At 67.1% G+C, this 13,046-nt stretch carries 12 protein-coding genes; 4 read left to right on the top strand and 8 right to left on the bottom strand.

What is annotated here, in order from left to right:
- A complete protein-coding gene (locus ACSFBC_RS16050; RefSeq protein ID WP_435511341.1) occupies positions 1-612 on the bottom strand; it encodes a PilN domain-containing protein in 612 nt (203 codons plus the stop codon).
- Positions 609-1,688, bottom strand: coding sequence for a pilus assembly protein PilM (locus ACSFBC_RS16045; RefSeq protein WP_435511340.1), 1,080 nt, complete (start codon positions 1,686-1,688; stop codon positions 609-611). Before ACSFBC_RS16045 ends, ACSFBC_RS16050 begins: the two co-directional genes overlap by 4 nt.
- A 241-nt stretch (positions 1,689-1,929) precedes the next feature.
- Between ACSFBC_RS16045 and ACSFBC_RS16040 the strand changes: the two genes are divergently transcribed.
- Positions 1,930-4,326 (top strand): penicillin-binding protein 1A, encoded by a 2,397-nt coding sequence (locus tag ACSFBC_RS16040; protein WP_435511339.1) that lies wholly within the window; start codon positions 1,930-1,932, stop codon positions 4,324-4,326.
- A gap of 9 nt (positions 4,327-4,335) precedes the next feature.
- On the opposite strand, the gene cyaY is transcribed toward ACSFBC_RS16040, so the two are convergent.
- Positions 4,336-4,665: an iron donor protein CyaY gene (gene cyaY, locus ACSFBC_RS16035; RefSeq protein WP_435511338.1), complete on the bottom strand. Its 330-nt coding sequence runs from the start codon at positions 4,663-4,665 to the stop codon at positions 4,336-4,338.
- Positions 4,666-4,677: 12 nt separating this feature from the next.
- Here cyaY and lptM point away from each other — a divergent pair, with 12 nt between their 5' ends.
- Positions 4,678-4,923, top strand: a complete 246-nt coding sequence (gene lptM, locus ACSFBC_RS16030) for an LPS translocon maturation chaperone LptM (protein ID WP_435511337.1) — start codon at positions 4,678-4,680, stop codon at positions 4,921-4,923.
- A complete protein-coding gene (lysA, locus tag ACSFBC_RS16025) occupies positions 4,920-6,197 on the top strand; it encodes a diaminopimelate decarboxylase (protein ID WP_435511336.1) in 1,278 nt (425 codons plus the stop codon). Before lptM ends, lysA begins: the two co-directional genes overlap by 4 nt.
- A gap of 13 nt (positions 6,198-6,210) precedes the next feature.
- On the opposite strand, the gene ACSFBC_RS16020 is transcribed toward lysA, so the two are convergent.
- The 5 genes from ACSFBC_RS16020 to ACSFBC_RS16000 form a co-directional block, all read right to left on the bottom strand.
- Positions 6,211-6,867, bottom strand: coding sequence for a protein-methionine-sulfoxide reductase heme-binding subunit MsrQ (locus ACSFBC_RS16020; protein ID WP_435511335.1), 657 nt, complete (start codon positions 6,865-6,867; stop codon positions 6,211-6,213).
- Between the two features lie 16 nt (positions 6,868-6,883).
- Complete coding sequence (gene msrP, locus ACSFBC_RS16015) at positions 6,884-7,882, bottom strand: protein-methionine-sulfoxide reductase catalytic subunit MsrP (protein WP_435511334.1); 999 nt, start codon at positions 7,880-7,882, stop codon at positions 6,884-6,886.
- An 85-nt stretch (positions 7,883-7,967) separates the two neighbouring features.
- Positions 7,968-9,284, bottom strand: coding sequence for a c-type cytochrome biogenesis protein CcsB (ccsB, locus tag ACSFBC_RS16010; protein ID WP_435511333.1), 1,317 nt, complete (start codon positions 9,282-9,284; stop codon positions 7,968-7,970).
- The gene (locus ACSFBC_RS16005) at positions 9,281-11,419 is read right to left on the bottom strand and encodes a cytochrome c biogenesis protein ResB (RefSeq protein WP_435511332.1); all 2,139 of its coding nucleotides are present in this window, start codon (positions 11,417-11,419) and stop codon (positions 9,281-9,283) included. The genes ccsB and ACSFBC_RS16005 overlap by 4 nt, the downstream gene beginning before the upstream one ends.
- A gap of 167 nt (positions 11,420-11,586) precedes the next feature.
- Complete coding sequence (locus ACSFBC_RS16000) at positions 11,587-12,255, bottom strand: c-type cytochrome (RefSeq protein ID WP_435511331.1); 669 nt, start codon at positions 12,253-12,255, stop codon at positions 11,587-11,589.
- 71 nt (positions 12,256-12,326) lie between these two features.
- Between ACSFBC_RS16000 and yihA the strand changes: the two genes are divergently transcribed.
- A complete protein-coding gene (gene yihA / locus ACSFBC_RS15995) occupies positions 12,327-13,010 on the top strand; it encodes a ribosome biogenesis GTP-binding protein YihA/YsxC (protein WP_435511330.1) in 684 nt (227 codons plus the stop codon).
- Positions 13,011-13,046 lie beyond the last annotated feature (36 nt).

Here is a 13,046-nt window from a genome sequence, read left to right as displayed (position 1 = left end):
TTAACCCTTGCCCGCCGCAGCGGCCGCGCCGGCCGCGGGCTTCGGCACATCGGTCGGACGCTTGAGGCCGATGCGCATGGTGAAGTTGGCCACGCGGCGCTGGTCCCGCGGGTTCAAGGTCACGGTGCCGGCCGTGATCTCGACCAGCTCGGGCTTCACCAGCCAGGGACTGCTGTTGCCCAGGTTTCGCAGCAGTTCGGACACCCGCTCGTTCGACTGCGCCATGCCCTGCAACGTGACCGTCCGGTCCGTCTGCTTCATGCTGGCCAGGTACACGCCGTCGGGCAACTGACGCACCAGTTCGTTCAGCAGGTGCACCGGCATGTTCCGATCGCCTTGCAGGTCTTCGACCGCCTGCTGGCGTGCCTTGAGCGCGGTGATCTCGGACTGCAGCGTCGAGATTTCCTTGATCTCGGACTCGAGCTTCTTGATCTCGGCCTGCAGGTAGCTGTTCTTCGACTGCTGGGTCGAGATCTGCGCCTGGTACCAGACGTAGGCCGCGCCCGCGATCAACCCTCCGAGCAAGGCCGCGGCACCCAGCGTGGCGTAGAAGCTCTCGCGGCGACGCTTGCGGGCCGCTTCGCGGTGCGGCAACAGGTTGATCAGGATCACTGCAGGAACCTCCGCATGGCCAGGCCACAGGACGTCAGGTACGAAGGCGCCTCCCGGCGCACCTTCTTTTCTCGAATGCCGGCGCCGAGCTCCATGCCGTCGAAGGGATTCACCAGGGTGCACGCAAAGGAGGTCTGGCGGGTCACGGCACTGGTCAGGCCCGGCAGCGCGGCCGAGCCGCCGGCCAGCAGCACGTAGTCGACGCGGTTGTGCGGCGTGCTCGTGAAGAAGAACTGCAGCGCGCGGGCGATTTCCTGCGCAATGCTGGCCACGAAGGGCTTGAGCACGCCCGAACCGTAGTCCTCGGGCAGATCGCCGCTGCGCTTCTTGCTTTCCGCCTCTTCGGCCGAAAAGCCGTACTGGCGCACGATCAGCTGGGTCAGTTGGGCGCCACCGAAAGCCTGGTCACGGTCGTATAGCACCTCCTGGTTGCGCAAGACCTGCATGCTGGTGGTGAAGGCACCGACCTCGAACAGCGCGACGACGGCGTCGCGGCCCTGGCCCGGCAATTGCTCGATCAGCCGCGAGGTCGCGAGCCGCGAGGCATAGGACTCCACGTCGAGGATCACGGCCTTGAGCCCTGCCGCCTCGGCCAGGCCCTGACGGTCCTGCACCTTTTCCTTGCGCGATGCGGCGATCAGCACCTCGACGTCCTCGACGGCCCCGGCACTGCGGCCGACCACACAGAAGTCCAGGCTCACTTCGTCCAGGGAAAAAGGAATGTACTGATTGGCTTCGGACTCGACCTGGAGTTCGAGCTCCTGCTCGCTCATGCCACCGGGCAGCACGATCTTCTTGGTGATCACGGCCGACGGCGGCAGTGCCAGGGCGACGTTCCGGGTCCGGGTCCCGCTCTTGCGCACCACGCGGCGCACCGCCTCGGCCACCTCATCGAACTTTTCGACATTGCCGTCGCTGATCCAGCCCCGCTCCAGAGGTTCGATCGCACACCGCTCGAGCACCAGCTTGCCGCTCGCGCCACGGCCCAGCTCGACCAGCTTGACGCTGGACGAACTAACATCCAACCCGATCAACGGCGCGGGCTGACGGCGAAACAACGATCCCAAAGCAGTCAAGTTCGATCCCATCCGTTTGTAACGATTGGAAATATTTACGTATGGTTGCATGCTAGCAGCAACGGATCGTGACGCCACGGCGGTCCGCCCGCCGACGACCGCGAGCGTTGTCAAAAGTTCACGCCCACGTAGTCTTCTGCAACTTACGTGACGACACTCCGAAAATTGGTCTTCCGAGCGCTTTCCTGACGACCTTGTTCCGGGCCTTTTTTTATAATGCGCGGTGACTCCGCCTCCCTCCATGCCCCAATCGCCCCGCCCCGAGAAGCGCCCCAAGCCAACCCCGACCCGGCCTTTCTGGCTGAAGTGGCTGCTGCGCCTTCTGTTCTGGAGTGGCGGCATCGTGCTCGCCGGCGCCGTGTCGCTGGCCTGCGTGATCGCCGTTGCGCTGGCGGTCGCCTATCCCAATCTGCCCGACACCTCCGAGCTGGCCGACTACCGGCCCAAGCTGCCGCTGCGGGTGTTCTCCTCCGAAGGCACGCTGATCGGCGAGTTCGGCGAGGAACGGCGCAACCTCACGCCCATCGCCACGATCCCCAAGGTCATGAAGGACGCGGTGCTTGCCGCCGAGGATGCCCGCTTCTATGGCCACGGCGGCGTGGACTACAAGGGATTGGTGCGCGCCGGCCTGGCCAACTTGAACCGCGTGAAGAGCCAGGGCGCCTCCACCATCACGATGCAGGTGGCACGCAACGTCTACCTGAGTTCCGAGAAGACGCTGACGCGCAAGATCTACGAGGTGCTGCTGACCTTCAAGCTCGAGCACCTGCTGAGCAAGGACCAGATCTTCGAGATCTACCTGAACCAGATCTACCTGGGCAACCGCGCCTACGGCTTCGCGGCCGCCTCCGAAGCCTATTTCGGCAAGCCGCTGAAGGACATCTCGATCGCCCAGGCGGCGATGCTGGCGGGCCTGCCCAAGGCCCCGGGCGCCAACAACCCGGTGAACAACCCCACGCGCGCCCGCGGCCGCCAGTTGTACGTGATCGACCGCATGCGCGACGCCGGCTTCATCACCGCCGAGCAGGCGGTCGAAGCCAAGAAGGAAGAACTGCACCTGCGCGACGCGGCCGACCCGAACCGGCTGCATGCCGAGTACGTGGCCGAGACCGTGCGCCAACTGATGTACAGCCAGTACGGCGACAGCACCTACACCCGCGGCCTCAAGGTCTACACCTCGCTGGTGGCGGCCGACCAGGCGGCGGCGTACAAGGCGCTGCGCAAGGGCATCATGGATTACGAGCGCCGCCAGATCTACCGCGGCCCCGAGAAGTTCATCGACCTGCCGACCGATCCGAAGGAACTCGACGAAGCCGTCGACGACGCGCTGGCCGAACATCCCGACAACGGCGACGTGATGGCGGCGGTGGTGCTCAAGGCCGGCCCCAAGGAGATCACCGCGGTGCGCGCCAACGGCGACGTGCTGCAGATCACCGGCGACGGCCTCAAGCCCGCGCAGTCGGGCCTGTCCGACAAGGCCCCGCCCAACATCAAGGTCCGCCGCGGCGCCGTGATCCGGATCGCGCGTACGCCCAAGAACACCTTCGAGATCACCCAACTGCCCGAGGTCGAAGGCGCCTTCGTGGCGCTCGACCCGCGCGACGGCGCGATCAAGGCGATGGTGGGCGGCTTCGATTTCGGGAAGAACAAGTTCAACCACGTCACCCAGGCCTGGCGCCAGCCGGGCTCGAGCTTCAAGCCCTTCATCTATTCGGCCGCACTCGAAAAAGGCTTCTCGCCCTCGACCGTGATCAACGACGCTCCGCTGTTCTTCGACGGCGGCACCACCGGCGGCCAGCCCTGGGAGCCCAAGAACTACGACGGCACCTTCGAAGGCCCGATGTCGATGCGACGCGCGCTCATGAGGTCCAAGAACATGGTGTCGATCCGCATCCTGCAGTCGATCGGCACGCGCTACGGCCAGGAATGGATCGGCAATTTCGGCTTCGAACGCGAGAAACACCCGGCCTACCTGCCGATGGCCCTGGGCGCCGGCTCGGTCACGCCGATGCAGATGGCGACCGCCTACTCGGTGTTCGCCAACGGCGGCTACCGCGTCAATCCGTATCTGATCACCCGCGTCACCGACCACAAGGACCGGGTGCTGGTCGAGACGCAACCGCCGATGCTCAACGAGACGATGCGCGCAATCCCGCAGCGCAATGCCTTCATCATGGAAAGCCTGCTGCAATCGGTCGCCAGCGGCGGCACGGCGGCGCGGGCCCAGGCCACGCTCAAGCGGACCGACATCTACGGCAAGACGGGCACCACCAACGACTCGCTCGACGCCTGGTTCGCGGGCTTCCAGCCGACCCTGACCGCGGTCGCCTGGATGGGCTACGACACTCCGCGCAAGCTGGGCGATCGCGAAACCGGCGGCGGCCTGAGCCTGCCGATCTGGATCAGCTTCATGGAGACCGCGCTCAAGGGCGTGCCCGTGGTCGAACTGACGCCTCCCGCGAGCGGCGTGGTCAACGTCGGCGGCGAGTGGTACTACGACGACTACGGCCCGGGCCGCGGCGTGTCCACCCTGGGTGTAGAGGCGGCGGCGACCTCGGTCGAGGCGACCGGCGGCCCGATCGGCGCGCCGCCTGCGCCCGAAGAGCGCAACCGCATCCTCGACCTGTTCAGGAACTGAGGATCCGGCTCAGGCGGTGAACAGCAAGGGCTGTCCCGCCTGCAGCGAGGCTTCGCGCGACAGGTTGCCGAAGAACTCCTCGCCGGTCTTGGTGTCGACCCAGGCGCTGCCGTCGTGACGGTAGTGGTAGCCGCCGGAGCGCGCCGCCAGCCAGATTTCCTGCAGCGGCTTCTGCAGATTGACGATCAACTGGCTGCCGTTCGGAAAGACCAGCGTGATCATGCCGCCCACGCGCTGGTTGTCGATGTCGGCCTCGGTGGCGTCGTTGATGCGGTCGCAGGACTGCTCGATCGCAGCCAGTGCGGCTTCCGCACGATCCATGTACTCGGGGTCGGTCATTACAATTTCGCCATGTTGAAAGTCCGCCAAATTCTAGTGAGCGCCATTGGCCTCTGTGCGCTCGGGGTCGGCTTGTCCGGCTGCGGGCTCAAGGGCCCGCTCTACCTGCCCACCGATCCGGCCGCCGCCCAGCGCGCCACGCTGCCCGAATTGCTGACGCCGTCGATCGGCAAGCCTGCGAGCGCCGCACCTGCCGATGCCGCGGCGGCGCCTGCCCCCGCGCCCGCCAGCAGCGCCCCCGCCGGAGCCCCGCGATGACCGCCTCGACCGCCCTCCCCGGCCACCCGCACATCGCCCGGCGCGACGGCGCCTTGCACGTCGAGGCCCTGCCGCTGGAAGCGCTGGCCCGCGCGCACGGCACGCCGCTGTTCGTCTACTCCAAGCAATGGATGCTCGACGCGCTGGCCGCGTACCAGCGCGGCTTCGAGGGCCGCGACGCCCTCGTCTGCTATGCGATGAAGGCCAACTCCTCGCTGGGCGTGCTGCGCGTCTTCGCCGAGGCCGGCTGCGGCTTCGACATCGTCTCGGGTGGCGAACTCGCGCGCGCGCTGGCCGCGGGCGCCGATCCGGCCAAGGTGATCTTCTCGGGCGTGGGCAAGACCCGCGCCGAGATGCGCCAGGCGCTGGCCGCGGGCATCGCCTGCTTCAACGTCGAGAGCGAGGCCGAGCTCGAGGTGCTCAACGCGGTGGCGCTCGAAGAAGGCCGGCGTGCGCGCATCAGCATCCGGATCAATCCCAACGTCGATCCGAAGACGCACCCCTACATCTCGACCGGGCTCAAGGGCAACAAGTTCGGCGTGGCGCACGACCGCGCGCTGGCCGCCTACCGCCATGCGGCGTCGCTGCCGGGCCTCGAGGTGGTGGGCATCGACTGCCACATCGGCTCGCAGATCACCGAAGCCTCGCCCTACCTGGATGCGCTCGAGCGCGTGCTCGACCTGGTCGTGCTGATCGAAGCGGCGGGCATCCCGCTGCACCACCTCGATTTCGGTGGCGGCCTGGGCATCGACTACAACCACGACACGCCGCCGGCCGCGGACGTGCTCTGGAAGCAACTGCTGGCGCGGCTCGATGCACGCGGCTTCGGCCAGCGCAAGCTGGTGGTGGAACCCGGCCGTTCGCTGGTGGGCAATGCCGGCGTCTGCGTGACCGAGGTGCTCTACACCAAGCCCGGCGAGGACAAGAACTTCTGCATCGTCGACGCGGCCATGAACGACCTGCCGCGCCCGGCCATGTACCAGGCCTTCCACCGGATCGTGCCGCTGAACGAGCGCCTCGCGGCCGAGGCGACGACCTACGACGTGGTCGGCCCGGTCTGCGAGAGCGGCGACTGGATCGGCCGCGACCGCGAACTGAACGTGGCCCAGGGCGACCTGCTGGTCGTGCTGTCGGCGGGGGCGTATTGCATGTCGATGGCCAGCAACTACAACACCCGCGGCCGTGCCGCCGAGGTGCTGGTCGCGGGCGACCGCGCCACGCTGATCCGCCGGCGCGAAACCGTCGAGGACCAGCTGCGCAACGAGCTCGGCTGATCGCCCGGATCGGCTAGAGCTTGGTCGCCTGCACGCGCGCCACGGCCGGCGCGCGTGGCGTCGCCTGTTTCTGTTTCTGGCGCACGAAGTGCCAGATTCGCCACGCCAGCAGCGCAGCCACGATGCCCGCATAGACGAACACTTCGGCGAAGTCGTTCTTGCCGGCGCGCATCCAGAAGAAGTGCAGCAGGCCCAGCCCCGCGATCAGGTAGACCAGCTTGTGCAGCCGCTGCCAGCGCTTCGCGCCCAGCGCCTTGATTGCGCGGTTGAAGGAGGTCGCAGCCAGCGGCGTCAACAACACGAAGGCGGCGAAGCCGACCAGGATGAAGGGCCGCTTGGCGATGTCGCGTGCGATGTCGCCAAGCTCGAAGCCCATGTCGAACCAGCTGTAGCTGAGCAAATGGACGGCCACGTAGAAGTACACGAACAGCCCGAGCATGCGCCGGTAGCGCGCCAGGCCGGTGAGCTTGAAACTCACGCGCAACGGTGTCACGGCCAGCACGATGCACAGGAAGCGCAGCGTCCAGTCGCCGGTCGAGCGGATCAGGTACTCGGCCGGGTTCGCGCCCAGGCCGTCGGTGACGGCGCCGAACACCAGCCAGGCGAAAGGCAGCAGGCACAGCAGGAACACCAGCGGCTTGGCCGCCTTGTGCAGCAACAGCTTGTTCATCGCGGGCCGCCCGGCTTCAATAGAACTTCTTGAGGTCCATCCCGGCATAGAGCTGGCCGACCTGGGCTTCGTAGCCGTTGAACATCTCGGTCTTGCGCCGCTTGGCGAACAGGCCGCCGCCGTCGCCGATGCGGCGCTCGGTGGCCTGGCTCCAGCGCGGATGGTCGACGTTCGGGTTCACGTTGGAATAGAAGCCGTACTCGTTGGCGGCCGACTTGTTCCAGGCCGTGCTCGGCTCCTTCTCGACAAAGCGGATCTTGACGATCGACTTGGCCGACTTGAAGCCGTACTTCCACGGCACCACGAGGCGAACCGGCGCGCCGTTCTGGTTGGGCAGCACCTCGCCGTACATGCCGAAGGTCAGCAGCGTCAGCGGATGCATGGCCTCGTCCATGCGCAGGCCTTCGGCATAGGGCCAGTCGAGCACGCGCGAGCCGACGAAGGGCATGGTCTTGGGATCGGCCAGCGTCACGAACTCGACGTACTTCGCGTTGCCCTGCGGCTCGACCTTCTTGATCAGCTCGGCCAGCGAATAGCCGACCCAGGGAATGACCATCGACCAGCCCTCGACGCAACGCAGGCGGTAGATGCGTTCTTCCTGCGCGCTGAGCTTGATCAGGTCCTCGATGCCGTACTTGCCCGGCTTCTTCACCAGACCCTCGACCTCGACGGTCCAGGGACGGGTCTTGAGCGTGCCGGCGTTCTTCACCGGATCGCCCTTGTCGGTGCCGAACTCGTAGAAGTTGTTGTAGCTCGACGCGTCCTTGTAGTCGGTGAGCTTCTCCATCGATTGGGCGCCCGGCACCGCCGACTTGCCGCCCTTGAGCGCGGCCAGCTTGCCCGGCGCCACGGTCTGCGCCATCGCGTCGCGCGCGGCCCAGCTCGCCAGCGCCGCGCCGGCGGCGCCGCCGGCCATCAGCTTGAGCAGGTCACGCCGGCCTTCGTAGGCGCTGCGGGACGTGATCTCGCTGGAAGCCGGGTGGATGAAGCCGTTGTCACGGGAACGAATCAGCATGGCGCGCCTTTCGATGGCAGGTGGATCTCACCCTCAACTTCGTTGCAGGGCACCGAAAGGTTACGCGCTTGCCGCGCGTTCGGTTTCAGAGCGTGCCGTAACTGTGCAGTCCGCTGAGGAACATGTTCACGCCCAGGAAGGCGAAGGTGGTCACGGCCAGGCCGCCCAGCGCCCACCAGGCCGCCACGGTGCCGCGCAGGCCCTTGACCAGCCGCATGTGCAGCCAGGCCGCGTAGTTGAGCCAGACGATCAGCGCCCAGGTTTCCTTCGGGTCCCAGCTCCAGTAGCCGCCCCAGGCGTCGGCGGCCCACAGGGCGCCCAGCACGGTGGCGATGGTGAAGAAGGCGAAGCCGACCGTGATCGACTTGTACATGACGTCGTCGAGCACGTCGTTGGCCGGCAGACGCGCCGCGATGCGCTTGCGGCCGAGCAGGATGCCCGCGGCGATCAGCGCCGAGATGCCCGCATAGACCACCCAGTAGCTGCCGCCGGCTTCCTGCACGCGCTGGCGGAAGGCCACGGGCACGAAGCACAGCGCCACGCCCAGCAGCCAGATCGGCGTGAGCTTGTACCAGCGCTTCTCGTCGGCCTGCTCCTTGATCAGGTAGGCGAAGGCCACCATGGCCGCGAGCGCGAAGGTGCCGTAGCCGATGAAGTTGGCGGGCACGTGCAGCTTCATCCACCAGCTCTGCAGCGCGGGCACCAGCGGCTGGATCTCGTGCGCTTCGCGCACCAGCGTGTACCAGAGCAGGAAGCCGACCGCGGCGCTCACCACCAGCATCACGAAGGCGCCCATGGCGCGGGTGCGGTAGATCGATTCGAAGTACAGGTAGAAGGCCGCGGTGAGCCAGCTGAACAGCACGAAGACCTCGTAGAGGTTGCTCACCGGGATGTGGCCGATGTCCGGGCCGAGCTGGTGGCTTTCGTACCAGCGCACCATAGTGCCGATCAGCGCCATCGTGATCGCCGCCCAGGCCACGCGCGAGCCGATCAGCTCCATCGCATCGCCCTGCTTGCCGCCGAACAGCCCCAGCCAGTAGAAGATCGTGCTCATGAAAAACAGCACGCTCATCCAGAGGATGGCCGACTGGCTCGACAGGAAGTACTTGAGCCAGAACACCGTGTCGGCCCGCGCCAGGTCGCCCTGGTAGGAAGTGATGGCCAGCACGGTCGCGGCCGCGACGCCGACCGCCAGCAGCTGCAGCGGGCGCCAGAACCAGCCGAGCCAGACCATGGCGGGCACCGTGCCCACGAGGATCGCTTTCTCGTAGATGTCCATCGAGCCCGCATAGCGCGAGAAGGCGAACAAGGCGCCGGCCGCGACGATGGCCGCGAACACCCAGTCGAAGAGGTTGCGGCGCGCGAGCCAGCTGTCGTTGAGGGTCAGTGTCGTGGTGGTCATGGCGCCGGTTCTTTCTGGAGGGCGAGCAGCTTGTCTTTGAGATTGTCGAATTCGCGGTCGCTGTCGATGGTGCGGCGATTGACCGAGAAGGCCATGGTCGCGCTGCTGCCGCCGGTCTCGGCGGGCGCGAGCCACACCCAGAGACGCCGCTCGCGCACGTAGAGCATGGCGAAGATGCCGACGATCAGGAACAGGCAGCCCAGGTAGACGATGCTCTTGCCCGGGGCCCGGGCCACCTGGAACACGCTGGCCTGGACCTGCTTGAAGTCGGTCATCATCATCGCGACCGGTGCGGGGTAGAAGTGGGCATCGCTGATGGCCAGCACCGCCTGCGTGAGGAAGGCCTGCGACTTGTCGTCGCCCGGCAGCGCGGCCAGGCCCGCCGATTCGCGGCTCAGGTTGAGCACCTCGAACAGCACCTCGTTGAGGATGCGCACCAGCACCGCGCCGGCGCGTGCGCGCTCGGCCTCGGGCACGTTGAATTCCATGAACTCGGCGATCGCCTGCCAGCCGCCTTTGCTGGTGGCGTCGGCCTTCACCCGCTCGCTGCCGGCGAACAGCGCCAGCGCGCGCGTGGCCGAGGCCCGCAGCTGCTCGGCCAGTTCGGGCCGCGCCGGGTCGGTGGCACGCGCGATGTAGCGCTCCACCGCGCGGGCGCGCACCGCGTCGTCGCCGAGCGCGGTACGCATGCGCTGGAAGCCGTCCATCGAACCGTTCTCGTCGGCCGGCACGCGCAGGTAGCGGAACGGGTCCTCGGGCTTCTCGCGCATGCCCAGCAGGAACACCGGCTGGCCGTCGCCGGTGTCGACCGGCACCATGTAGTTCTGGTACTCGCGGGCCTGGCCCGCGGCGTCGCGCAGCTTGTAGCCGATGCTCGGGCCGATGTTGCGCAGCACCTTGGGCTTGTTGACCTTGTTGGCCGCGCCCAGGCGCGACTCCAGGCTGTGCTGCAGGTCGACCTTGCGCACGTCGGCACCGCTGGTCATGGCGCCGCCGGCCCCGTCGGCGAAGTTCTCGACGTTGATCACGCGCAGCGCCACGTATTCGAGCGTGAGCTTGTCGCTGCCGTTGGTGATTTCAGAGCTGGTGCCGATCGTGCCCTCGAGCTCGAAGGGCTTGGCCGCGGCCGACATCGGCACCGCCTTGACCTTCACCGTGGAACCGCCGTCGTCGAAGCTCGACTGGTAGATCTCCACGCCCTTGTAGCTGGCCGGATGGTTCACCTCGATGCGCGCAGGCACCTGCTCGCCGGTCTCGCGGTCGTGCAGCACCACCTCGCTGGCGAACAGCTTGGGCATGCCGGTCGAGTAGTAGTCGACGATGAATTTCTTGAGCTCGATCGAGAACGGCAGGTCCTGCAGCAGCACGCCGTCGGCCTGGTTCAGGATCGCCACGCTGGAGCGGCCGCCCTCGGGCACCAGGATGTTGCCGCGGAAGGTCGGGTTCGAGGGCGACAGGCGGTGCTCGGGCGCCACGTCGGCGATCATGCCGCCGCCGGTGAACACGCTCTTGCCGTTGAACCAGGTCTGGGCGCGCACCACCAGGTCGCCGTCGAGCAGGCCGCCGATGCAGATCAGCACGATCGCGCCGTGCGCCGCGATGTAGCCCAGCTTGTGGGCGCCGCCCGCGCGCGCCGCCACCATCCAGCCCGCGCCTTCGCGGTGCTGCAGCTTGACCTTCCAGCCGCCGCCCGTGAGCAAGGTGCCGATGCGCTGCGCGGCCACCTCGGGCACTTCCGCGCCCAGCGTGGTCGTTGCGCGCTGGCCGAAGGCCCGCAGGCCCTGCACCCGAAGGTCTTCCTTGAAGTTCTTGAGGTCCCTGAGGATGTGCGGCGTGTTGCGCGCGATGCACAGCGTGGTGCTGATCACCAGGAACAGCAGGATCAGCAGGAACCACCAGGCGCTGTAGATCGCGTCGAGGCGCGCGGCGCGGAACAGCGCGGCCCAGAAGGGGCCGAACTGGTTGATGTAGTTGCCCAGGGGCTCGTGCTGCTTGAGCACGGTGCCGATGATGGAGGCGATGCAGATGATCGTGAGCAGCGCGATCGCGAAGCGCATCGACGAGAACAGCTCCACCGTCGCGCGTACCGCTTGCGGGCCGCGACGGACGCGAAGGCCGTGGGTGGAAACTGACATGGAAAAGGACTTCGGAGACGCTGGCTGGAGAAAGCAAAAAGGCGGGCCATCCTGCTGGATCGGCCCGCCTTGTTGGATTGATTATTGGCGGTTAGTTCATCACGGTCCCGGCCGCCGCGGCGCCCGCAGGAACAGGCACGAAAAGACGGCGCGGGCCTGGGGCTCGGTTAACGCAGGCCGGCGATGTAGTCCGACACGGCCTTGATTTCACGGTCGTTGAGCTTGGCGGCCACACCGGTCATCGGCGCGCTGTTGGCACGCGAGCCGTCGCGGAAGGCCACGAGCTGGGCGGTGGTGTAGTCGGCATGCTGGCCACCCAGGCGCGGGTACTGCGCGGGCAGGCCGGCACCGGTGGGGCTGTGGCAGCTGGCGCAGGCCGGGATCATGCGGTCGGCGATGCCGCCGCGGTAGATCTTCTCGCCCAGGGCGACCAGGTCCTTTTCCTTGGCGAAGCCCGGCTTGACGGTCTTCGAGCCGACGAACCAGGCGATGTTGCGCATGTCTTCGTCCGACAGGGCCGAAGCGTAGGGCTTCATGATCGCGCTCTTGCGCTTGCCGGACTTGAATTCCTGCAGCTGCTTGAGGATGTACTCGGGATGCTGCTGTGCCAGCTTGGGGTTGGCCGCGATGGCCGAGTTGCCGTCCGCGTTGTGGCACGACGCGCAACTCTGGCTGTTGGCCGGCGTCGCATTGAAGATCGTGTCGCCCTTGGCCGGGTCGGGCTTGGCCGGCTTGGCGGCCGCAGCGGGGGCGGCCGCGGGCTCGTCGGCTGCAAAAGCAGCGCTGGTGGCGGCGCCCATGAGGGCTGCAAGCAGGAAATGGGCAAACAACTTCATATCGGGGGGCTCGATTTATTGGCGCAAAACCCCGCGATTCTACAATGGTGCTCCGTTACCAAGGCTTCCTCATGACCACCCCCGCGCCTTCACCGGCCCCCGCCACGCCCGCCGCGGCGATCGCACCCGACCGGATCCGCACGGCCATGGGCTGGATGCACACCGCCCATTTCCTCACCAGTGCCCCCCAACTGGAGCATCTGCCGGCCTTCGATCTGCCCGAGATCGCCTTCGTCGGGCGCTCGAACGCAGGCAAGTCGACCGCGATCAACACCCTGACGCAGCAGCACCGGCTGGCCTTCGCCTCGAAGACACCCGGCCGCACCCAGCACATCAACCTGTTCGGCGTGGGCAAGCAGAAGGTCGACGACGCCGTGCTCGCCGACCTGCCCGGCTACGGCTATGCCGCGGTGCCGCGCGAAGCCAAGCTGCGCTGGCAGCGCGTGATGGGCAACTACCTCATGACGCGCGAGAACCTGCGCGGCGTGGTGCTGATGTGCGACCCGCGCCACGGCCTGACCGAGCTCGACGAGATCCTGCTCGACGTGATCCGCCCGCGCGTCGAGGCCGGCCTCAAGTTCCTGGTGCTGCTGACCAAGTCCGACAAGCTGACCCGCGCCGATGGCGCCAAGGCGCTGTCGATTGTGCGACTGCAGGCCGGCGGCGGTGAGGTCAAACTGTTCTCGGCGCTGAAGAAGCAAGGCGTCGACGAAGCCGCCGAACTCCTCTGGCGCTGGGCTCATCCAGAGTCCTGACCCCCGGCGGCACCGGTCGACTCGTGCGCCCACACC

This window comes from Variovorax frigidus (assembly GCF_051216515.1).
In the GTDB taxonomy this organism is placed as follows: domain Bacteria; phylum Pseudomonadota; class Gammaproteobacteria; order Burkholderiales; family Burkholderiaceae_C; genus Variovorax.
This window is presented reverse-complemented; position numbering and strand designations above follow the sequence as displayed.

Bases quoted from the DNA above. Each gene is read 5' to 3' on its own strand.
- ACSFBC_RS16040 (WP_435511339.1), top strand. From the start codon at position 1,930: ATGCCCCAATCGCCCCGCCCCGAGAAGCGCCCCAAGCCAACCCCGACC.
- cyaY (WP_435511338.1), bottom strand. From the start codon at position 4,665: ATGACCGACCCCGAGTACATGGATCGTGCGGAAGCCGCACTGGCTGCG.
- lptM (WP_435511337.1), top strand. From the start codon at position 4,678: ATGTTGAAAGTCCGCCAAATTCTAGTGAGCGCCATTGGCCTCTGTGCG.
- lysA (WP_435511336.1), top strand. From the start codon at position 4,920: ATGACCGCCTCGACCGCCCTCCCCGGCCACCCGCACATCGCCCGGCGC.
- ACSFBC_RS16020 (WP_435511335.1), bottom strand. From the start codon at position 6,867: ATGAACAAGCTGTTGCTGCACAAGGCGGCCAAGCCGCTGGTGTTCCTG.
- msrP (WP_435511334.1), bottom strand. From the start codon at position 7,882: ATGCTGATTCGTTCCCGTGACAACGGCTTCATCCACCCGGCTTCCAGC.
- ccsB (WP_435511333.1), bottom strand. From the start codon at position 9,284: ATGACCACCACGACACTGACCCTCAACGACAGCTGGCTCGCGCGCCGC.
- ACSFBC_RS16005 (WP_435511332.1), bottom strand. From the start codon at position 11,419: ATGTCAGTTTCCACCCACGGCCTTCGCGTCCGTCGCGGCCCGCAAGCG.
- ACSFBC_RS16000 (WP_435511331.1), bottom strand. From the start codon at position 12,255: ATGAAGTTGTTTGCCCATTTCCTGCTTGCAGCCCTCATGGGCGCCGCC.
- yihA (WP_435511330.1), top strand. From the start codon at position 12,327: ATGACCACCCCCGCGCCTTCACCGGCCCCCGCCACGCCCGCCGCGGCG.